Here is a 21,183-nt window from a genome sequence, read left to right as displayed (position 1 = left end):
GCCGGCCGCGTGGTGCGTGGCCTGTGGGGCGAAGCGCCGACCTCACACTCCGGTGCGCTGTTTCGTCGAAGTTCTGACAGCGAAAGCGGACGAAGAGAAGACCCGGGGGCGTCACGGCCATGATCACCTCATCCGAGCCGGGGCTCGCCCCGTCCACGGCCGGGACAAGGTCGCCCGTCTGCTCGCGGCTCTCGCCCCCGACTCCGGCCGAGGCCTCACCGTCACCCGACGCAGGGCCGACGGCGACCCGCCGGCGCCGGTCGGTCCTCGTCCTCGACCTCGGCCTCGCTCCGGACGGCAGCCAGGTGTGCCGAACCTGCACCGTCGCCGAGCCCGACAAGCTCTCCCACGCCAAGTGAACACTGAGGAATCAACGTGATACGAAGAATGGCGTCCCTGCCCGGTGGAAGGGTGGGGAAGTGGGTCGTCCTCGCACTCTGGGCGGTCGTCCTGGTGCCGGCCCTGATGCTGGCCGGCCGGCTCGGCGACGTCGAGAAGAACGACAACTCGGCCTGGCTGCCCGGTAACGCGGAGTCCACCAAGGTCGTCGAGCGGGTCGAGAGCTTCCAACTCGGCGACACACTGCCCGCGATTGTGATCTACGACCGGCCCGAGGGCATCACCCCTGCCGACATGGCCAAGGCCGAAGCCGACGCCGAAGCCTTCAAGGGCATCGACAACGTCGTGGGTCAGCCGCACGGGCCGTTGAAGGCCCAGGACGGCAAGGCCGTCCAGACCGTGGTCCAGCTCCACAAGGACCAGAAGGGCTGGGAGGGGATCGGCGAGATCGTTGCCGCGATGAACAAGGTCGGCGGGGAGAACGCCGACGGTCTCGGCTTCCACGTCACCGGGCCGGCCGGTTACGCGTCCGACTCGATCGAGGCGTTCAGTGGGGGAGGCGCGCTGACGACGATCACCGCACTGGTGGTGGTCGTGATCCTGCTGCTCACCTACCGGAGCCCGTTGCTTCCGGTGTTGCCGCTGCTGACCGTGGGCGTCGCCCTGGTCACCTCGGAAGCGGTGATCTACCTGTTGGCGAAGGATGCCGGACTCGTCGTCAACAAGCAGACCAGCTTCATCCTCACCGTGCTGGTGTTCGGCGCCGCGACCGACTACGCGCTCCTGCTCATCTCGCGGTACCGGGAGGAGTTGCTGCGGCACGAGGACCGGCACGAGGCGATGGCCGAGGCCCTGTACCGCTCCAGTCCCGCGATCGTCGCCAGCGCCGCGACCGTCGCGGTCAGCCTGATGCTGCTGATGCTGGCCACTCTCAACTCCACCCAGGGGCTCGGGCCGGCCTGTGCTGTCGGCGTGCTCGTCGGACTGGTCGCCATGGTCACCCTGATGCCGGCCCTGCTGGTCGTCTGCGGCCGCTGGATCTTCTGGCCGGTGAAGCCGTCGCACGGGTCGGCCGAGGCGGCCGGGGAAGGCATCTGGACCCGGGTCGGCACCGCTGTCTCCCGCCGGCCGCGGATCGTGTGGATCGGCACCACGCTCGCCCTCGCCGTCATGGCGATCGGGGCGTTCGGGCTCAAGGCCGACGGGCTTTCCAACAAGGACCAGTTCACCAACACACCACAGATGGCGGTCGGCGAGGAGATTCGGTCCGGGCACTTCCCGGCCGGGTCGGGCGACCCCGTCCTCGTCGTGGCCAAGGCCGCCTCGGCGGAGCGGGTGAGGACCACGCTGTCCGGCGTACCGGGAGTCGGCGACGTCTCGACGCCCATGGTCAAGGGCGGCGAGGCCGTCCTGCTGGCGGAGCTCAAGGACGACCCCAGCAGTACGACCGCGATGCGCACTGTGGAGCAGGCAAGAATCGCGGTCCACAAGATCGAGGATGCGGATGCCCATGTCGGCGGCAGCACGGCGATCATGCTCGACACGCAGGAGGCGGCCGCTCGCGACTCCAAGGTGATCATCCCCATCGTCCTGGTGGTGGTGCTCCTCATCCTCGCGCTGCTGCTGCGGGCTATCGTCGCGCCGTTGTTGCTCATGGCCACGGTGGTGCTGTCGTTCGGAGCGGCCCTCGGCGTGAGCAGTCTGCTGTTCAACCACGTGTTCCACTTCGCCGGCGCGGAAGCCTCCTTCCCGCTGCTGACGTTCGTGTTCCTGGTCGCCCTGGGCATCGACTACAACATCTTCCTGGTCACCCGGGTGCGCGAAGTGGCGCTGCTGCACGGCACCCGGCGCGGCGCGCTGACGGGTCTGTCCACCACCGGGGGTGTGATCACCTCAGCGGGTCTGGTGCTGGCCGGCACCTTCGCGGCGATGGCCTCGCTGCCGCTGGTGTTCGCGGCCGAGCTCGGGTTCGCGGTGGCGTTCGGCGTGCTGCTGGACACCATGATCGTCCGCTCGGTGCTGGTCACCGCGCTGACCCTGGACGTGGGTCGATGGATGTGGTGGCCGGGCAAGCTGTTCAGGCACCATGACGACCCCCGGCCGCGGGCGGACAAGGCCGACCGCGAACCCGCACTCGTGGGCAGGTGACGACCGACTCGCGGAGCTGATCGCGGTGCCGTGGTCGGCCGCCGGGCGGCACGCCCGCCTTTTCGCCGACGTGGTCCGCGTGCGGGACCGGCCATGGCAGCCCGAAGGCCCCGACCGCCCAGCGGTCGGGGCCTTCGGCGTTCCGCGGGACGGGCGGAGACGGTCCGGCGGGGATCCGGTGCACCCGGTGTTCCTCCCGCTCCCGCGCGCCCGCGCCCGATTCCACGACCTCGGGCGGAGCGGCGGGGGTCAGCGGAAGTCCGCCAGGTGATCCGCGACCCACTGCGCGTACGGGCGTGCCGGGTGGCCGGTCAGCTTCTCGACGGTGTCGCCCACCGGCGCCGGCCCGCCCACCGTGTTCGCCATCAAGTCCATCAGGGCACCCGCGAAGTCGGCGTCCATGAACCGGCCGAGTTGCTGCCGCACCACGTGATCCGCCACCTCCTCGAAGCGGAGCTCACGGCCCAGGGCCCGGCCGAGCACCTCGACCTGCTCGGTCTGGGTGAGCGACTGCGGCCCGGTCAGTTCGTGGACCCGGCCGTGGTGTTCGACGGCGCCGAGCACGGCGGCGGCTGCCTCGGCGACGTCGCGCTCGTGCACCACCGAGGCGGCGGCCGCGGCGTGCGGCCCGCGGACGGTGTCCCCGCCCTGCACCTGCATCGCCCAGGCCAGCGAGTTGATCGCCGGGAAGAACAACCGCAGGAACGTCCAGTCGACGCCCGTCGCCCTGATCTCCTGCTCCACCTTCGCGTGGTAGGCGGCGATCACATCGGGCTGCGGGTCCGCGCCGTCGACGACGGCCCCCGAGGACAGGAACACGATCTGTCGCACCCCTGCCTGCCGCACCTGGTCCAGCAGCGGCCGTGCATCAGCACCGTAGGGAAGCGCCAGGAACAACTCGGTGACGCCGTCCAACGCAGGCCCCAACGTCTCCGGCCGGGCCAGGTCGCCCCCCACCACCTCCACGCCCTCGGGCAGTCCCGCCCGTTCAGGGGTGCGCGACAGGGCCCGGACCTGCCGCCCGGCGCCCGCCAGCGCCTCCACCGTCTGCCGCCCGAAGTGCGCGGTCGCGCCGATCACGAGAATCATGACGGATCCCTCCGAATCACCGTTCCGATCAGTTCCTTCCCGACAGACGGTAGGGAGCATCTAGGACGGATTCCGTCCTAGGAAGAGCCCGTCGGGCGGACCGCGGAGCAACCGGCGGGCAGGAGCGCCCGGGCATGGCGACCCGGGGACGAACGGGGCCCGCACGCCGTGCGGGCTCGCCGGGGCCGGCGAGCCGATCGGCGCGCGGGGAGCAGCAGGTCCGAACCGAGCCCGGACCGAGCCCGCACGGGTCAGCCGTCGGTCCTGTCGCCGTTCCGGTGCCAGGGGCGGAGCTTCTCCGGGTTGCGGACCGCCCAGATGCGGGTGACGCGGCCGTCGGCGAGGCCGAACGCCGCCACGGTCACGGTGACGCCGCCGAACTGGGCGACCAGGCCGGGGCTGCCGTTGACCGTCCGTTCCAGGAGCGTCAGCCCGGGGGCCCTGTCGGCGATGTGGATCAGGTACTGGGCGATGCGCTCGCTGCCCTCGACCGGGCGGAGGGCGGCGCCGACCAGCCCGCCGCCGTCGGCGACCATCGTGGCGTCGGGGTCGAGGAGGTCGACGAGGGACTTGATGTCCCTGGCCTCCCACGCCTCCTTGAAGCTCCGCACGAGCCCGGCCTGACCGGCCGCCGGGACGGCCGTGGCCCCTGCGGCGCGCACACGCCGGCGGGCCGAGGAGGCCAGCTGACGGCAGGCCGCCGGCGTCCGGCCGACGATCTCGGCGACCTCCGCGAACGAGTACCGGAACACGTCGTGCAGGACGAACGCCACGCGTTCGGCCGGCGTCATCGTCTCCAGTACGACGAGGAATGCCATGCTGACCGACTCGTCCAGCGTCACCCGGTCGGCCGGGTCGGCCGGCTCGGTCCCGCCGCCGCCCACCGGCCCGCCGATCCACTCCGCGCGGTCGGGCAGCGGCTCGGGGACCCACTCACCGACGTAGCGCTCGCGCCGGACCCGCGCCGAGCCCAGCAGGTCGAGGCAGATGCGGCCGGCCACCGTCGTCAGCCAGGCACCGGGCGACTCGACGGCCTCCTGGCTCCGGCGCGGCATCGCGTACCAGCGGGCGTACGTCTCCTGCACGGCGTCCTCGGCCTCGGCCAGCGAACCGAGCAGCCGGTAGGCGACGTTGGTCAGGTGCCGCCGCTCGCCGACGATCTCGCGCAGGCCCGGCTCGGACCCGTCATGCCCTGGCTCGGACGGAGTGCTCATGGCCGGGGCCGCTCCCTGGTTCTTCCCGTCCGCCTCCGCAGCCGTCACGTCGACGAACCCCCGGGCCGGACATCGACGCTCCACCTCACATTTCGCGGGCCCACGTCGTCGGACTACCGAGACAGTACCGATCAACCGCCGCGAGGCGGAAGAGGGGACCGCACCATGGCCACACCGATGACGGCAGGACACCGCAGCTTCACGTTCGCGCAGGTCGCGATCGCCCTGCAGACCCTGGCCATCCTCTTCCAGGCGGTCACCGCCGGGCTGCTGCTGACCTCCCACAGCGGCGAGGTCCTGCACAGCGTCGGAGCGCGCGTGATGTACGGCGCGTCGATGTTGTACCTGCTCGCCGCGATCCTCGCGTGGCGGCCGGGCGGCGGATCGCCCCGCCCCGTCCTGTACGCGTCCGGCTTCCTGGTGCTCGCCTCGGTCCAGGTCGTGCTGGGCGTCGCGCACGTCCCGTCGTTCCACGTCCCCCTGGGCGTGCTGATGTTCGGTCTGAGCCTGCTGGTGCTGGGGCAGACGCTGTCCGCCCGCCGGTCGGAGCACTCCGGCACCCGGTGGTCGTGACCGATCGCGCGAACCCCGGCGCCGGGTGGACGCCGCCCCCTGTCTTCGGGCCGGGGCCGGGGCCGGGGCCGGGGACCGGGTCAGACGTCGGCGGGACCGGTGCGGAGGTGGTCGGCGGCCTCCCGGTAGGCGTCGGCGGCGCGGGCGAAGTAGTCGAAGAGGACGTCGAGCTGCTCCGGCGCGTACCCGGCGAGGATCTCGCCGACCCGCTCCCGGGCCGGGGCCATCACCCGGTCGAGATCGGCGGGCCCGCCGACCGGTTCGACGATGACCTTGCGCCGGTCGCCGGGATCGGCCGCCCGGCGCACGTAGCCCGCCTGCTCCAGCCGGTCGACGAGGCGGGTGGTCGGGCCGGTGGTCAGCCCGGTGCGGGTGGCCAGTTCGCCGGGGGTCATCGCCCCGGACAGCTGGAGGATGTTCAGCGCGTACAGGTCGGTCGCGCCGAGCTCGCAGGCCTTGGCACTCGCGTGGCCGTGGAGCAGCACGGCGCTCAGGTACCGGCGGTAGACCTCGCTCGCGTCGGGCCGCATGGCGGGCGTGGACACGGGCTCCCCCTCTCCGTACTCCCTTCCCCGGGGAGGAGGGAGATGTCTCGTCTCTGCGGTGGCTGCCGGACGGCGGTCCGGTCGGAACCCCGGCGGGCCGCACGTCGGGTCCCAGTCCTACACGCCAGGTGGCCGGTCGCGAAAACGCCCGAAGGCCCCGGCCGCGCACGGGGGCGGAGCGGCGAGGGCCTTCGGGGCCGGAGGGGAGCACCGGAGCGAACGGAGCCGACAGAGCTGACGGAGCGAGCGGGGTGGGGTCAGGAGCGGGCTTCGGCCTGCTCCTGGAGGAGGCCGGAGATGAGCGAGAGGTCGCCGATCATCTCGATGACGCCCTCGATGTCCGGCGTGGAAGCCCCGTTGACGGCCAGGTAGTAGGTGTGGAGGCGGCCGTGGCCCGCGTCGAGGTACCCGCCCAGGGTCTGGGCGCCGACGGCGATGCGGTTGTTGACGGCGTCGAAGCCGGCGACGGTGCCGGGCTTGGACCAGACCTTGCCCTTCCCCGGGCAGGTGGGACAGCCCTCGCAGACGGACGCGAGGCTGCCGTCGACGCCGAGGATCGGGAGGGCCTCACGGAACCGGGTCGCCTCGGGGGTGCCCTGCCAGTAGTGGAGGATCTGGTTCTCGACGCGCGGGGTGACCCGGTCGACGGGGTTGCCGCCGCGCCCGTCGAGGAGCTGGACCTGGGTGGGGTCGATGCCGGCCTGGCGGAGGAAGGCGGTGAGCACGGGGAACCCGTCCTCGCACTGGTGGCTGCCCGCCGTCACGGCCATCAGGCAGATGCCGAGGTTGGCGCCGAGGTTGTGGCTGACCTTCAGGATCAGCCGGGTGTACTCGGCGAAGACCGGGGAGACGTAGGCGGCGACGCGCTGGGTGCCGTCGTAGGAGTCCGGCAGCGTGCCGGACGGGTTCGGCCCGGTCGGCGGGGCGGTGACGGTGACACCCGCCCGGGCGAGCGCCTCGATCAGGGCGGTACGACCGAAGGACGCCGGGTCCTGCACGTTCGAGATCCGGAGCGTCGGGGGCGCGTCGGCGGCGATCGTCCCGGAGAGGGTGATGCGGGTGCCGTCGGGTGAGGCGGAGACGGTGAGCTCGGTCGGGCCGCCCGCCGCGACCGTCTGCACCGTCGACTCGACCTGGTACGGCGCGACCTGCGGGCGCCAGCTGAGCTGAGCGGCCTGGCCGGGGGCGGTCGGGGTGGTGAGCAGGTCGATGACGTTGTCGTTGATGATCAACGGGGTGGGGCTCGGGTCCAGGTCGGGGAACGAGGTGAAGAGGCGGGAGTCGACGGCGACGTCCCCGTGGACCTCGGTGATGCCGGCCTGCCGCACCTGCCCGGCGATCTCGTCGAGGCCCGCGAGCGGGTTCTCGGGGGTGAGGGTCGCACCGGGGACGTCGTTCGCGTAGGTGTGGTCGATCGGGGTGTAGGAGACGGAGCCGTCGGGCGCGGTCCGGCCGCCCATCGTGAGGTCGCCCTGGGCGACCAGGACGAGCGAGCCGTTCAGGACCTCCCCGTCCCGGCTGCCGACGGCCTGCACGGGCGTGGTGAAGCGGTGCTCGCCGCCGAGGGCGTGCCAGGCGCCGGACACGCTGACCAGCTTGGCCGTCGAACCGGGGATGAAGAACTGGTCCGGGTAGATCGAGTGGATGACCTCACCGGTCGTGTCGTCGATCTCCAGCAGGCCCCACTGGGCGTGCTGGTAGGCCGGTTTGGCCATGATCGCCCGGATGTCGGGGCTGAGGGAGCCGAGGATGCCGTCTTCGGGCGCCCCGGACGCGGGCGCGGCCGTGCCGAGGGTCACGGCGGCGAGGAGGACGGCCAGGGCGCCGGCCCGGATGCGTCTCTGACTGACGGTCGAACTCATGGATCCACCTGTCCCGGGCCGTGCTTCGGCGCCGATCCGACGGTTGCGCAGGTCCCGGGCAGGGATACCTCGCAGGAGTCCGTGATCGAACCTTCCGCGGCGCAGTTCACTCGCTCGACCGTCAACCGGAACGGCGACCGGAGGCGGGCACAGGGGCGAGGCGGAGACGGACGGAGGCAGGCGCACCCGGCGGGCGGAGGCGGACGAAGCGGGCCCCGGACCGGCCATCAGCCGGCGTGACCCAGCGCCCGGGCGACGGTCGCGAGGTGGCCGGCGACCGGGCCGAAGGAGAGCAACCCCGATGCTGCGCCCGCGAGTTCGCCGACGGCGGGGAGCAGGCGGGCATGGGCGCGGCGGAGCGCCGGGCGGTCGTGGAGCAGGCGGGCGGCGGCGGCCTCCAGGCAGCAGCAGACCTCGTAGAGGGGATCGGCCAGGGGCTCGGGGAGGGCGTGCAGGGCGGCGCGGGCCTCGGTGTCCCGGCCTGCGGCGGCGAGCACGAGCGGTTCGACCCACGGGCGGTACGGACCCCAGTCCCGGTCCGGTCCGACGGCGCGCGCCCAGTCCGGGTCGCGGTCCGTGTCGCCGTCCATGGCCCTGTTCTCGGAGCCGCCCTCGGCCCCGCTCTCGACCTCGTCCGGCCGCCGGGCCTCGGCCCGGGCTCGTTCGGCGGCGGGCAGCGACAACAGCGCAAGCGCGCGGAGTCCCGGGGCCATGCCGGGCATCCCGGCCGCGTCGAGCCGGTCGGCCACGGCCCGGTAGGCGGCCTCGGCCCGTCCACGCCTGTCGGCGGCCCACCCGGCGGGGGCCCACCCGGCGGGGGCCCACCCGGCGGCGGCCCACCCGGCGGAGGCCGGGTGGTCCTCGGCGGCCAGCCGCAGCGCGCGGTACCCGTCGGTGAACACCCCCACCGACGGAAGCTCGTGCCGCTCGGCGAGCCGGTCCGCAGCGGCGGCGTGCCCGTCGGCGGCCGGCCAGTCCGCGAACGCGCTGCGGGACTGCATCCGGATCAGGTGGCCGAGCACCTCGTACGTGGTCAGACCGTGGCGGGCGGCCAGCGCGACCAGTTCCGCCCCGATCGCATCCCGCCGCCCGGCGAGGCCGGCTCCGGCGAAGGACTGCATGAACACACCGTTGAGGGCGAAGGCGAGCAGCGCCGGGTCGTCCAGCCGCCGGGCGATCGTCTCCGCCTCGTGCGCCGCCCGCAGCGCACGGGCCGACCGGGCACCGCGCGTCTCGACGGCGACCGTCGCCAGCAACCGGCAGCGCGCCGGATCGTGGACGCCGCCGTCCGGAAGGGCGGCGAGGGTGCGTTCGGCGGCGGCGACCAGCCGGGCCGCGAGCGCCGGATCGTCGCTGCGCGGCCAGATCGCGGGGACGTCGAAGGCCCCGAGAACCCGGGCGGTGAGCTCGGGATCGCCGAACTCCTCCGCCGCCTCGACCGCGGCCCACCGGTGCTGTCGGGCAGCCGCCAGGCCGTCGGGGCCGGTGACCGCCAGGCTGCGGAGCAGGCCGACGGTGGACTCCAGGCGGGCCCGGGCCCCGGCGGCCACGCTCCGGTCGTACGCCGCGGCGGCGGACGTCCAGAGCCGGGCGGTGGCGTCGACGGGCCCGCCGTCCACGGCACCGGGGCCCGGTCCGGGACCGGTGCCAGGGCCAGGGCCAGGGCCGGGGTCGAGGTCCCGGTCCCGGTCGCCGTCGAGGGCGGGCGACTGCGCGAGGATGTCCGCCTCCAGGGCACGCAGCCGCGGAGCCGGGTCCAGTCCCAACTGCTCGACCAGCGTCGTCCGGGCCCGGCGCAGCACGGCGAGCGCCTCGCCCTGGCGGCCCTGCCGGTAGAGCGCGAGCGCCAGCAGCCGCCAGGCGTCCTCGCGCCAGGGGTGGTCGACGAGGTGCGCGTCGAGGTCGGGGACGGCGTCGGCGGCCCGGCCGAGCGCCAGCCTCGCCTCGGCCCGCCGCTCCACGGCCAGCAGCCGCAGCTCGGCGAGGCGGGCCCGCTCCGCGCGGGCCCAGTCCTCCTCGACGTACTCGGTGTAGGCGGGGCCGCGCCAGAGAGCGAGCGCCTCGTCCAACCGCAGCAGGGCCGCCTCCGCGCCCTCACCCCGCGCCGTTCCTTCCCCGTGCACCGCGCCGGCGACCGCGGCCTCGAAGCGCCAGGCGTCGACCTCGTCCGGTCCGGCGCGCAGCGCGTAGCCCCGCCCCTCCGTGACCAGCAGCCTCGCCGGGGAACGCGGCGGACGATCCGGTTCCAGGACGCGGCGCAGCGCGGAGACGAAGGTCTGTACGGCCCCGACGGCGCCCGGCGGCGGCTCCGTCCAGAGGTCCTCGACCAGACGGGTGACGGGAACGACCCGCCGGCGGGCCACGATCAGCCGCGCCAGCACCGCCCGGTGCCGCGGCCCTTTCAGTGCGAGCACCCCGCCGCCGGCCCGCTCGGCCACCACCGGCCCGAGGACCCCGAACACGGTCCCCGTCCGCCCCGCTTCTCCGGACACCCTCGTCACTCCGCCACCGTACGGCGTCCGCCGCACCGGCCCGGTACGCCGACCCCGGCGACCCCGGCGACCCCGGCGCTCCTGGCGACCCCTGCGGCCGCACCGACACCGGCCGCAGACACCAGCCGCCGACAACTGCCGCTGACGCTGACCGGATGCTGATTCGCGTCGGCGAGGCTCGTGGTGCAGCGAAGAACCGCCCACCGAGAAAGGCCGCCCCGTGCCCCTCCCCACCCCCCGGCCGACCCCCGTCCCCACGCCCTCCCCCGCCGTCCCCGGCTTCGAGTACCTGCGCGTCCCCGTCGCGGAAGGCGTGGCGCTCCACACCGCCGTCGCCGGCAGCGGAAGCCCGGTCGTCCTCCTGCACGGCTTCCCGCAGACCCACCTGATGTGGCGGCACGTGGCCGCGGACCTCGCCGCCGACCACACCGTCATCTGTCCCGACCTGCGCGGCTACGGCGCCAGCGACAAGCCCACCGACCCCGGGGGCACCGCGTACAGCAAGCGCACCATGGCCGCCGACGTCGTGGCCCTCGCCCGGGCGCTGGGTCACGACCGCTTCGCGCTGGCCGGGCACGACCGCGGCGCGCTGGTCGCGGTCCGGGCCGGGCTCGACCACCCGGACACCGTCACCCACCTCGCCGCGCTGGACGTGCTCCCGACCCTCGACACGTGGGAGGTCATGCACGGCACCACCGCCGCCGTCGGGTTCCACCTCTACCTGATGGCTCAGCCGCCGGGACTGCCCGAAACCATGATCGGCGCGAGCGCGGACGCCTTCTTCGGCCACTTCCTCGACCTCTGGGCACGCGACCCGGAGGCCCTGCCGGACGAGGTCCGCGCCGCCTACCTGTCCGCCTGCCGCGCCGCCGTCCCGTCGATCGTCGCCGACTACCGCGCCTCGGCCGGTACGGACGTCGACCACGACCGCGCCGACCGCGAGGCCGGCCGACGGCTGCGCATGCCGGTCACCGTCCTCCAGCAGGACTGGGGCGCCGCCCTGGGCTTCGACGCCGCCGCCCGCTGGCGCGCCTGGGCTCCCGACCTGCACCACGCGACCGTCCCCTACGGCCACTTCATGGCCGAGGAGGCCCCGGCCGAGGTGGCGTCCGCCCTCCGCGCCCTCCTCACCCGCTGACCCTCCGCACCTGCCGGCCTCCGATTCCCCGTCCCGCCGCCTCCCGCAGGACGACGGCGGGACGCCGGGGTGCGACGGGCGACGGGACGCCGGGCGGCGGAGCACCGGCGTCGGCGGTCAGCGGGGCGGCGGCCCGGCCGGGGGGACCGGTCCGGGCCGGTCGTGGTGGAGGGCCTGCACCGCGGCGTAGCCGGGCGTCCCGGTGCCGGGATCCGGGGCAGGGGCGCCGGCACGGATCGCGACGGCGGTGGCCGTGGCGGCGGCCAGGGCGGTGCGGTAGAGGAGCGAGCCGAGGCTGACGCGGGAGACGCCGAGGGCGGCGAGATCGGGGACGGTCGGTCCGGTCGGGCTGTAGAGGATGTTCAACGGGACGTCGAGGGTGGCGCAGAGTTCCGCGATGGCCGCCGGATCGGCGAGGCCCGGGACGAACACCCCGTCCGCGCCGGCCTGCCGGTAGGCGGCGAGCCGGCGGTCGGTCTCCCGGCCGGCGTCCGGCACGGCGAGCCAATGGGTGTCGGTACGGGCGTTGACGAAGAGGCCGGGAGCGGCGGACCTGACGGCGGCGATCTTGGCGGCGTGCAGGGCGGCGGGGGTGAGCGTGCCGTCCGCACGACCGTCCTCCAGGTTGATGCCGACGGCCCCGGCATCGGCCAACTCGGCTGCGAGGGAGCCGACTTCTCCGGGGTCGTCGCTGAATCCGTTCTCCACGTCGACGGAGAGCAGGTAACGGCCGGTACGGCCGAGGCGGCGCGCCAGCCGGAGGGTCTCCGCGCGGGTGGCGGCGACGCCGTCGGGCAGCCCGGCGGCTGCGGCGACGCCCAGGCTGGTGGTGCCGACGGCGGGGAAGCCCTGCTCGGCCAGGAGGGCGGCGGAGGCGTGGTCCCAGGCGTTGGGGAGCAGCAACGGCTCGCCCGCCCGGTGGTGCAGGGCGGCGAACGGGGTGGGCGCGCTCATCGGGCGGTCCTCTCGTGCGGGCGGAGGTCGCCGACCGGGGCGGGGACGACCGGGCCGGGGACGCCCGGGGCGGGGACGAGCCCGTCGGGGTCGGGGTCGGGGGCGTCGGGCGAGGATCCGGCCGGGTCCGCGGCGCCGTGCAGGATGCCGGACGCGATCGCCAGGGCGTGGGTGCGGCCGGGGCAGAGCCGGGGCGGAGCGCCGAAGGTCAGCGGGGGCAGCCCGGGGCGGCCCGCCTGGGCGGCGGCGACGTCGAGCACCACCTGGGCCCCGGCGGGGACCGGCACCCCACCGACCTCGGTGTCCCGGACGGCGTGGCGGCGCATCGTCCGGACGGGCGGGTCGTGGCGCAGCGCCGCGTCGATCGGGTCGGCGCCGCTGCCGACGGCCCGGCGGGCGTGGTCGACGAGGGTTGCGGTGGCGTCGAAGGACTGGACGAGCAGGCCGATCCGGTTGGCGGCCCGTTCCTCGGCCGCGCGGACGGCAGCCGCGCCGTGCTCCGCCGGACGGCGCTCCGCCGGACCGTGGCCCGCCTCCGCCCCCGCCCCGCCGCGCCCCACCGGGTCCTCGTCGGGCAGCATCCGGGGCAGCAGCCAGGCCACGGCGGCGTCGGCCTCCGGGTCGTCCGGCCGCTCGACGAAGTAGACGCGCGCCACCGCGGCGACCGCTCGCGCGACCGCGTCCGGCTCGGCCAGGCCCAACGCCTGCGCGAGGACCCGTACCGCCCGCAGACCGGCGTCCGGCTCGGAGCCGGCGGCGGCCGACGCCCGCAGCGCGTCCGGGTCGAGGCGGGCCAGGTCGGCCTCGACGCCCGCCCGGCGCACGGCGTGCCGCTCGCCCGCGCTGAACCGCGCCACCGTGGCACGCAGCCAGGCCGCGCCGCCGACCGGCCCGGGGGCGGCGGGCACCGGCACGAGGGCGGGATCGGCGAGCGCGGCCGTGACGTGCTCGTACCGGTCGAACCGGACCGGTACGAGCGCGTCGGCGCCCCTGGCCGCACCGGTCACCGGCTCGGGGACGGACTCGGGGACCGCATCCGGGCCCAGGGCAGGAACGGACGCACGAACGGGAGCCGGAACGGGAGCGGACGAGGAGGAGGCGACACGAACGACCGGAGTACGCATGGCCCTCACGCTAGGGACGGAACACTTCGGTGTCGGCCGAAGCGTCCACGCGGCACCATGGAGCCATGTCGCTCGCCCAGCTCGCCGGACTGCTCGCCGACCCGACCCGCGCCGCGTTCTGCACCGCTCTGCTCGACGGCCGGGCCTGGACCGCCGGCGAGCTGGCCCGGTACGCGGGCGTGGCCCCGTCCACGGCGAGTGAGCATCTGTCCCGTCTGATCGCCGGCGGCCTGCTGGCCGAGGAGCGGCAGGGCCGGCACCGGTACGTCCGGCTGGCCGGCCCGGCGGTGGCCACACTGATCGAGGACCTGTCGTCGTTCTCGCCCGCGACCCCGGCGTCCGGCGTCACGCTGGCCCCGACCCCGCTGTCCGCGACCCCGCGGTCCGCCCCCGGGCCGCGTTCCCTGCGCGAATCCACCCGGATGAGCGCCGAGGCCCGCGCCCGGACCTGCTACGACCACCTCGCGGGCCGGCTCGGCGTGGCGGTCTGCGACGCCGTCCTGACGCGCGGGCTGGTCGCCGAGGACTCCGGTCCGGCCCTCACCGAGCGGGGGCGGGCGTGGCTGGCCGAGCTGGGTGTGGAGCTGCCGGCCCGGTCCGGGCGCGGGGGCGGGCGCCCGGTGGTCCGCAGCTGCCTGGACTGGACGGAGCGGCGCGGGCACCTGGGCGGCGCGTTCGGGGCGGCGCTGTGCCGGACGGCGCTGGACCGGGCCTGGGTGGAACGCATCGGCTCCGGACGGGCGCTGCGGGTGACGGCGGAGGGCGACCGGGCGCTGCGCGAGCTGCTCGGGGTGGAGTTCGAGGCGCGGCAGGACCCGCTCAGCCCATCGTCTTCGCGCCGTCCAGCGACTCCCTGATGATGTCGGCGTGCCCGGCGTGCTGCGCGGTCTCGGCGATGACGTGCAGCAGCACCCGCCGGGCCGACCAGGAGGCACCCGGTTCGAACCACGGCGCCTGGGGCAGCGGGTGGGCCAGGTCGAGGTCGGGGAGGGTCGCGACCAGTTCGTCGGTCTCGGCCGCCACCCGCTCGTACGCGGCGAGCAGTCCGGCCAGGGTCTCGCCGTCGGTCATCAGGAACTGCCCTGCCCAGTCGACCGGTTCGTCCTCCATCGCGGCCGCGCCGCCGACCGCGAACCGCAGCCAGCGGGACTCCACCCCGGAGACGTGCTTGATCAGGCCGCCCAGGCACAGCTCGCTGGCCGTCGTGCGGCGGGCGGCCTGCTCGTCGGTGAGGTCGCGGACGGTGTAGCGCAGGAAGCCCCGGTGCTTGTCCAGGGTCTGGAGCAGGTCCGCACGCTCGGAGTTGCCGCTCATTCGGCCACCATCCCGGGCATGTCGCCGACGGTCGCGCCGAGGGCGATCACGCCGAACGCCGCGCCCCCGGGGTCGCCGACCGCCGCGAACCTGCCGAACGGGCTGTCCATCGGGCCGAAGTAGAGCTGCCCGCCGTGCAGGGTGATCTTGGCGACGGTCGCGTCGCAGTCCTCCACCGCGAAGTAGACGCTCACGTAGTTCGGCGCCTCGGGCGGCAGGTCGTCCGGACCGGCCTTCATCCGGCCGAGCACCGGGGCCCCGCCGATCTCGAAGACCTTGTAGTCGACCTCTTCGACGTCCATCCGCTTGACCGTGTAGGGGAAGACGGCGGGGAAGAACGCGTCGGCCCGACCGGGCTCGCGGGTGACGACCTCGGCCCAGGTGTAGGCACCGGGGACCCCCTGCACCTCGAACCCCTCGTGGGTGCCGGCCTGCCAGACGCCGAAGACGACGCCTCCCGGGTCCTTGGCGATCACCATCGAACCGAACTCGCCGACCTGCATCGGGCCCATCAGGACCTCGCCGCCGTTGCCGCGGATCTTCTCGGCGGTGGCGGCGGCGTCCGGCGAGGCGAGGTAGAGGCACCACGCCGACTTGATCGATTCGATCGGCTGGCCGGGCATGGGCGGGACGATCGCGGCGACGGCCTTGCCGTCCACGTAGGCCTGCGTGTAGTTGCCGTACTCGGACGAGGACTCGCCGAAGGTCCAGCCCAGTACTTCTCCGTAGAAGACCTTCGCGCCCTCCAGGTCGGTGAACATCGCGTCGGCCCAACAGGGCGTTCCCTCGGGTTGCACGGTCATGGCCCAGCCCTCTCCGTGTGGCATTTCGTCCCGATTTGCCACACTAGCCAGTCCCCCGGGCGCCCGCGCGTCCACCCGGCCCCGACCACCCGCGAGGCCCGCCCCGCCGCCCCGCCCGGGACGCGACGGCGGCCCGCCGGGACACTCCCCGGCGGACCGCCGCGCACCGTCGTGACCGCTACCCGACCTGCGACACACCCGCGACCGGCACCGGCTGCGCACCCAGCGTGCCGAACCCGGTCGGCCCGGCCGGCACCGCACCCGGACGCGGCGCCGACTCCGCGGCGCCGCCGACCGCCCCCGCCTCCGCACGCACCACCGACGCCGAGACCGACACCGCCGCCGCCGGGCGGACCGCGGACGTCCCCAGCCCGGTCGGGACGAACCACGCGAACCCGGCCCGGGCGGGCTCCGGCACCACACCGCCGTCGGCCGCACCCGCCGTCACCGCCGTACCCGGCGCCGCGACACCCGGCGCCGCGATACCCGAGGCCGCGATACCCGAGGCCGCGGCGTCCGGAGCCGCCGGCGCCACGTCTCCCGCCCCCACTTCGTCCGGGACCGGGCCCGCCTCGCTCCCGAAGTGCCGCAGCAGGTCCTCCTCCCGGTACCGGCGGCAGTCCCGGTGCCAGATCAGGATTCCGGCCAGCCAGTTCTCCAGCTCGCCGACGTACCCGTCGAGCATCGCCCGCGCGGCGGGCTCCAGCGCGAAGTCGTCGTACAGCACAGGGAATTCGTTCGCCGCCACGTGCTGGAACTGGGCCAGCCGCGAGTGCATCAGATCGTCGACGATCCGGACCGCCGCCGGGTAGTCGCAGTTGAAGAAGTTCTGCACCACCAGCACCATGTTGTGCACCTCGCCCTCGAACTGCACCTCCTTCTGGTACGAGTGGAGGTCGTTCATCATGCAGGCGTAGTCGGCAGCCGCCTTCTCCAGCGAACCCATCGGGCCGCTCTCGTAGACGGCGGGAGGGACGATCTGTCCGTGGGCCAGACGGCAGAGGCTCATGGTGAGGTCGGACCCGAAGGTGGCCCGACGCATCTCCAGGTAGTCGACCGGGTCCGGGATCCGGTTCTGTGCCTGGTTGTTGAGCTCCCAGATCCAGCTCAGCGTCATCTCCTCGACGGCCTCGCGGAGCCGCCGCCGGGCCTCGACGGTCATCGGCCCGGCGGTCCGCGCCCAGGCGTCGGCCAGCCCGCGCTCCAGGGCGTTCCCCGGCACCGGGGCGGGCCCGCCGTCGACCGGCATGAAGTCCGAGAGCCGGGCGTTGACCGCCTTGGCGCCGGCGAGGTCCCGGGTCTGGCCGAACACCGCCGGGAAGTAGTCGTCCGCGTACGTGCCCCAGGTCAACCAGGCCGAGGTGAGGTCGAGTTGGGCGGCGCTGGCGTCCGGGTGGATGCCGGCCGAGCAGAGCGGGAAGTCGTAGTCGGCGAGCTTCTCGGCGGTCCAGATGTGCGAGGCGGGGACGCCCGGTTGGGGCTCCAGCATGCCCATCCGGCGACCCCACTCGACCGTGTTGAGCCGTGCCGCGTCCAGGTACGGGCTCAGCTCGACGGTGAACGGCAGCCTGAACTCGGGGAGCCGGGAGGGTCCGACCTCCTGGAACGGCACGTGGGTGTGGGAGCGCGCCCGCCGCACGCCGGGCTCGGCGTCGCCGTGCGAACCGCCGATCAGCCCCGTCCCCGGAGACTCCAGCGAGGCCGGCGACAGGCCCGCGATCACGGCCGCACCGGGCCCGGCGGCGGCGCGCGAAGCCGGCCCGGACCGGCTCAACGACCCCAGCTCGTCGGCGAGGTCACGCAGCGCGCCGGAGCGCAGCACGTCCAGCGCCGAGGTCCCGACGCCGCCGATCGCGAACGGGTCCCACCAGGTGGCCTTGCCCGCGGCCGCGCCGCCGCCGTTCATGTACCGGCTGGACCGCATGTGCCACTCGTGCCCGCCGGACTGCCAGTCCTGCAGACCCTTGACGTAGGCCAGCACCTTGGCGCAGCCCGCCGGGTCGAGCCCGGAGTCGGCGAACAGCTGCGGGAGTTCGGTGAACACGGTGTTCTCGAACTGCTGGAGCCGCGAGGTGAGGAGGTCGTTGACGGCCTCGGCGGCCTCCTGCGTGGTGCAGTCCAGGAACCTCTCCAGCACCAGCACGCCGTTGCTGAGTTCGCCCTCGTCCTCGACCTCCCGCTGGTACGAGAAGAGGTCGTTGCGCAGGTGGACCCCGTCCGAGAAGGCGTCCATCAGCACCCGCAGCGGACGCGAACCGGACACCTCCGCCGGCACCTCGGCGTGGGCCGCGTACTCGATCAGCCCGGCCGACCAGGGCGCGCCACCGACCTTGCGGCGCATCTCGATGTACTCGACCGGGTTGCTGACCCGGCCGGCGTTGATGTTGGCCAGCTCCCAGAGGGACTCGTTGAGGAGGTTCCGGGTGCTCTCCGCGAACCGGACCCGCCAGTCCTCGCCCATCGACGGCACGGTGCGACGCCAGAGGTCGGCCAGGCCGGCCTCGACCGGGTTGGTCGGCTCGGGCAGCGGGACACCCGGGTCGGCCGGCATGAAGAGCGGCAGCCGGTCCAGGTACGCCTTGCCGCCCTTCCGGTCGTTGGTGCGCTTGTAGATCTCCAGGAAGTGGTCGTCGAAGAAGAACACCCAGACGTACCAGTCCGTGACCAGTGACAACGCCTCGGCGGAGGCGTCGGGGTGGGTGTAGGCGCAGAGCAGTCCGTAGTCGTGGGCGTCCAGGTCGACCTGGGTCCAGATGCCCGATCCCTCCAGCATGCCCATCTCCCGGGCCCACTCGCGGGAGTGGACCCGGGCCTGTTCGAGATGGGGGCTGAGACGCGCCGGGTGCGGCACGTAGAAGGACGGCAGTTCGAACGGCTGGGTCACCGGGCGAGCCTTTCTGGACGCGTCGACGGGGCCGACCGGCACGGCGAAACGGAGCTCCGTTGCACGGCACCGCCACCCGGTCGGCTCAGCATTACCCGTCACCGACGATCTCGACCGACGAACAGGAACAGTCATATGAGATAACCCGACCGGTTCGAACACCCGCCCAAAAACCACCCCCACACTGGATCACCTGTACGACTGATCGGCCCCACCCCAGTCACCGGAAAGGTCAGCGCCGGAGTGCGCGCCGAGGGGATCCGCATCCCGCAGCCGGAGGGGCCCGCCCGGAAGGAGTCCTGGCGGCAGCCCGCCCCAGCCCCGGTCGAGGGTTCGGCGGGCGGGGGGCTCGGGGTCAGTAGCCGATCGTAAAGCGGCGCTGGACGAAGCGGGGCAGCTCGGCCTCGTCGACGAGGGCGACCGCGGCGTCCTCCGCGGAGATGTGACTGCGCCCGTCGGCGTCGAGGACGGGCTGGTCGCCACCGATCCGGAACCGGCCGGTGCGCTCGCCGGGGGCGATGGACTCCGCCGGACTGAAGTACGTCCAGAGCCGGTTGGAGGTGCGCAGGACGTTCAGCGCGTCCCGGTGGCCGCGCACCGCGGCGGCGTACTCCCGGGGCAGGCCGACCCCGTCGAGGGTGTCGTGCAGGAGTTCGTCCGAGTCGGCCCGGACGAGGCCCGGCTCGGCCTCCAGACTGCCGGCGCCGCCGATCACGATGAGCCGGGTGCGGGGGTGGGACTCCAGCGCCTTCAGCAGCGCCCGGGCGGCGGTGGCGTAGGCGGTGGGATCGGCGATCGACCGGCGCAGGGTGTCGGCCATGTCCTGCGCGGCGTTGCCGGGCTGGTAACCGCTGATCAGCACGTCCAGCCCGGGCAGGACGGCCGCGATGCTGCCGGCGTCGAGGACGTCGACGCTCCTCCAGTCGATGTTCTCCCGCCCCTCGCGGATCCGGGCGGCGTCCCTGCTGAACGCGGCCACCCGGTGCCCGCGCGCGAGGGCTTCGGTGACGACGCGGCTGCCGATGGTCCCGGCCGCTCCGATGACTCCGATGTGCATGGCTCTCCCCTGTTCCGGCACGTCCGACATGATTGCCATACGGCGTTGCGAAACTATACGGCGTGAAGTTTTGATACGGCAATCAGAACCGAGGCGCTGTACAGTGACCGGCGTGGAGAGCGCGACGACGAGAAGCACCCGGGGACGCCGCGAACGACTGCGGGCCGAGACGACGGCGGAGATCAAGGACGTCGCGCTGGCCCTGATGGCCTCGGGCGGACCGGACGCCATCACCCTGCGGGCCATCGCCCGGGAGATGGGCATGACCGCCAACGCCATCTACGGCTACTTCGCCACCCGCGACGACCTCGTCACCGCACTGATCGACGACGTCTACACCGCGCTGGCCGACGCCGTCGACGCCGCGTGGGCCGCCACGCCCGCCGATCCACCGGCCACCCGGATCCGCGCCTGGGCGCGCGCCTTCCGGGACTGGGCACTGGGCAATCCGGAGGGCTTCCGGCTCATCTACGGCGACCCCGTGCCCGGCTACCGCGCCCCCGAGGGCGGCGCCGCACCGGACGCGGCGCACCGCGTCTGCACCGGGCTCGCCGGCCTGGCCGACGCCGCCTGGCCGCACGCCGGCCCGCGCCACGCGGACCACGGGCCGGAGTCGCCCGGCTTCGACTGGTCCGACTTCGACCCCGGCCTCCTGGCCAAGGTCCGCCCGGCGTACCCCGACCTGCCGCCGGCCGGCGTGGCGCTCGCCCTTCGCATCTGGGGTTCCCTGCACGGCACGGTCTCCCTGGAGGTCTACGGGCACCTGAGCCGGCAGACCGTCAGCCCCGGAAAGCTCTTCGACCAGGAACTCGGCGCGCTCGTACGATCCTTGGGCCTGAACGGCTGAGCGAGCGAACGGCTGAACGAGCGAACCGCTGAACGGGCGACTGGCTGACCGGCCTACGAGTCGACCGACCGGCGCCGCCGACCGGCACCGGAGGGGAGAGTGACGGGTGACCGATCACCCGGGCGGCGCCGGCGCTCCGCCCACCGGAGCCCGAACCGCACCCTGGGGGTACCCGTCGTGCAGTACACCGAGATCGAGCAGAAGTTCCGACTCCCCTGCCCTCCCGGGGAGTTGAAGGCGATCCTCCTCGCCCGCGGCGCCACCCCGGGCCGCCCGAGCCGCCAGGTCGACACGTACGACAACGCCCCGCACCGGGACTTCCTCGACAACCGGGTGGTCTCCGAATGGCTCCCCGTCCGCGTCGAGGACGGCTCGTCCTCCCTCAACTTCAAGCGCTTCCACCCGCTCCCGGAGCCGGTCAAGACCCACTGCGACGAGTACGAGACGACCGTCGCCGACGCCGAGGCGGTCCGCCGCCTCCTCGACGCCCTCGACTTCGCCGAACTGACCGTGGTCGACAAGGTCCGCGAGGAGTGGCGGGCCGACGAGGTCGCCGTCGCCTTCGACACCGTGGCCGGGCTCGGCGACTTCGTGGAGTTCGAGTTCAAGGGTGACGCCGACACGGTCGAGGACGCCACCGCCCGGCTGGAGGCGTTCATCGCCTCCCTCCGCATCCCCCTGGGTCCCCGCCTCCACCTCGGCTGCCCCCACCTGGCCCTCGGCCTGGCGTGAACGACGCCGCGCGGCGGCCCCCCACCGGGGCGCCGCTGCCCCGCTCGTCGACACCGAAACAATTCCGC

The 21,183-nt window shown here is 74.1% G+C and carries 18 protein-coding genes; 7 read left to right on the top strand and 11 right to left on the bottom strand.

Translation table 11 applies throughout. From position 1 onward, the window contains the following. Nucleotides 1–119: 119 nt before the first annotated feature. The gene (locus tag ACFWIC_RS16225; RefSeq protein ID WP_380519048.1) at nt 120–359 is read left to right on the top strand and encodes a hypothetical protein; all 240 of its coding nucleotides are present in this window, start codon (nt 120–122) and stop codon (nt 357–359) included. Nucleotides 360–375: 16 nt separating this feature from the next. After that, entirely contained in the window at nt 376–2,487 is a 2,112-nt protein-coding gene (locus ACFWIC_RS16220; protein ID WP_380519045.1) for an MMPL family transporter, read from the top strand. 249 nt (nt 2,488–2,736) lie between these two features. Here the strand turns inward: ACFWIC_RS16220 and ACFWIC_RS16215 are convergent, their stop codons facing one another. Both ACFWIC_RS16215 and sigJ read right to left on the bottom strand, forming a co-directional pair. Beyond that, nucleotides 2,737–3,576, bottom strand: coding sequence for an NAD(P)H-binding protein (locus ACFWIC_RS16215; protein ID WP_380519042.1), 840 nt, complete (start codon nt 3,574–3,576; stop codon nt 2,737–2,739). 251 nt (nt 3,577–3,827) lie between these two features. Beyond that, a complete protein-coding gene (gene sigJ, locus ACFWIC_RS16210) occupies nt 3,828–4,790 on the bottom strand; it encodes an RNA polymerase sigma factor SigJ (RefSeq protein ID WP_329884969.1) in 963 nt (320 codons plus the stop codon). Between the two features lie 165 nt (nt 4,791–4,955). Between sigJ and ACFWIC_RS16205 the strand changes: the two genes are divergently transcribed. Beyond that, nucleotides 4,956–5,363 (top strand): hypothetical protein, encoded by a 408-nt coding sequence (locus ACFWIC_RS16205; protein WP_329884968.1) that lies wholly within the window; start codon nt 4,956–4,958, stop codon nt 5,361–5,363. Nucleotides 5,364–5,443: 80 nt separating this feature from the next. On the opposite strand, the gene ACFWIC_RS16200 is transcribed toward ACFWIC_RS16205, so the two are convergent. The 3 genes from ACFWIC_RS16200 to ACFWIC_RS16190 form a co-directional block, all read right to left on the bottom strand. Further along, entirely contained in the window at nt 5,444–5,908 is a 465-nt protein-coding gene (locus ACFWIC_RS16200; protein WP_380355984.1) for a MarR family winged helix-turn-helix transcriptional regulator, read from the bottom strand. 257 nt (nt 5,909–6,165) lie between these two features. After that, the gene (gene dacB, locus ACFWIC_RS16195; RefSeq protein WP_380519038.1) at nt 6,166–7,770 is read right to left on the bottom strand and encodes a D-alanyl-D-alanine carboxypeptidase/D-alanyl-D-alanine-endopeptidase; all 1,605 of its coding nucleotides are present in this window, start codon (nt 7,768–7,770) and stop codon (nt 6,166–6,168) included. Nucleotides 7,771–7,997: 227 nt separating this feature from the next. Further along, a complete protein-coding gene (locus ACFWIC_RS16190) occupies nt 7,998–10,271 on the bottom strand; it encodes a BTAD domain-containing putative transcriptional regulator (protein ID WP_380519035.1) in 2,274 nt (757 codons plus the stop codon). 211 nt (nt 10,272–10,482) lie between these two features. Here ACFWIC_RS16190 and ACFWIC_RS16185 point away from each other — a divergent pair, with 211 nt between their 5' ends. Further along, nucleotides 10,483–11,400, top strand: coding sequence for an alpha/beta hydrolase (locus ACFWIC_RS16185; RefSeq protein WP_329948762.1), 918 nt, complete (start codon nt 10,483–10,485; stop codon nt 11,398–11,400). A gap of 117 nt (nt 11,401–11,517) precedes the next feature. Here ACFWIC_RS16185 and ACFWIC_RS16180 read toward each other — a convergent pair whose 3' ends face one another. Both ACFWIC_RS16180 and ACFWIC_RS16175 read right to left on the bottom strand, forming a co-directional pair. Next, nucleotides 11,518–12,354, bottom strand: coding sequence for an isocitrate lyase/phosphoenolpyruvate mutase family protein (locus ACFWIC_RS16180; protein WP_329948763.1), 837 nt, complete (start codon nt 12,352–12,354; stop codon nt 11,518–11,520). After that, on the bottom strand, nt 12,351–13,478 hold the full coding sequence (locus tag ACFWIC_RS16175) for a hypothetical protein (RefSeq protein ID WP_380519031.1): 1,128 nt from the start codon (nt 13,476–13,478) through the stop codon (nt 12,351–12,353). The genes ACFWIC_RS16180 and ACFWIC_RS16175 overlap by 4 nt, the downstream gene beginning before the upstream one ends. Nucleotides 13,479–13,543: 65 nt before the next feature. On the opposite strand from ACFWIC_RS16175, the gene ACFWIC_RS16170 reads away from it, so the two are divergent. Beyond that, complete coding sequence (locus ACFWIC_RS16170) at nt 13,544–14,335, top strand: ArsR/SmtB family transcription factor (protein ID WP_380355965.1); 792 nt, start codon at nt 13,544–13,546, stop codon at nt 14,333–14,335. On the opposite strand, the gene ACFWIC_RS16165 is transcribed toward ACFWIC_RS16170, so the two are convergent. The 4 genes from ACFWIC_RS16165 to ACFWIC_RS16150 form a co-directional block, all read right to left on the bottom strand. Beyond that, a complete protein-coding gene (locus ACFWIC_RS16165; protein ID WP_380355962.1) occupies nt 14,298–14,792 on the bottom strand; it encodes a DinB family protein in 495 nt (164 codons plus the stop codon). The two genes, ACFWIC_RS16170 and ACFWIC_RS16165, sit on opposite strands and share 38 nt — an antisense overlap. Next, the gene (locus ACFWIC_RS16160) at nt 14,789–15,595 is read right to left on the bottom strand and encodes a VOC family protein (protein ID WP_329884961.1); all 807 of its coding nucleotides are present in this window, start codon (nt 15,593–15,595) and stop codon (nt 14,789–14,791) included. Before ACFWIC_RS16160 ends, ACFWIC_RS16165 begins: the two co-directional genes overlap by 4 nt. A 178-nt stretch (nt 15,596–15,773) precedes the next feature. After that, the gene (locus ACFWIC_RS16155) at nt 15,774–18,479 is read right to left on the bottom strand and encodes a germacradienol/geosmin synthase (RefSeq protein ID WP_380519027.1); all 2,706 of its coding nucleotides are present in this window, start codon (nt 18,477–18,479) and stop codon (nt 15,774–15,776) included. Nucleotides 18,480–18,834: 355 nt separating this feature from the next. Then, nucleotides 18,835–19,575 carry an NAD(P)-dependent oxidoreductase gene (locus ACFWIC_RS16150; RefSeq protein WP_380519024.1) on the bottom strand — a complete coding sequence of 247 codons (741 nt, stop codon included), beginning with the start codon at nt 19,573–19,575 and terminating at the stop codon, nt 18,835–18,837. Nucleotides 19,576–19,648: 73 nt separating this feature from the next. On the opposite strand from ACFWIC_RS16150, the gene ACFWIC_RS16145 reads away from it, so the two are divergent. Both ACFWIC_RS16145 and ACFWIC_RS16140 read left to right on the top strand, forming a co-directional pair. After that, complete coding sequence (locus ACFWIC_RS16145) at nt 19,649–20,383, top strand: TetR/AcrR family transcriptional regulator (RefSeq protein ID WP_355405335.1); 735 nt, start codon at nt 19,649–19,651, stop codon at nt 20,381–20,383. Nucleotides 20,384–20,560: 177 nt separating this feature from the next. Beyond that, entirely contained in the window at nt 20,561–21,115 is a 555-nt protein-coding gene (locus ACFWIC_RS16140) for a class IV adenylate cyclase (RefSeq protein ID WP_380519021.1), read from the top strand. Nucleotides 21,116–21,183: the final 68 nt, after the last annotated feature.

The sequence above is a fragment of the Kitasatospora sp. NPDC127035 genome, from assembly GCF_042726075.1.
Lineage (GTDB): Bacteria > Actinomycetota > Actinomycetes > Streptomycetales > Streptomycetaceae > Kitasatospora.
The sequence above is the reverse complement of the archived record's forward strand: the minus strand, read 5'-3'. Positions and strand labels throughout refer to the sequence as shown.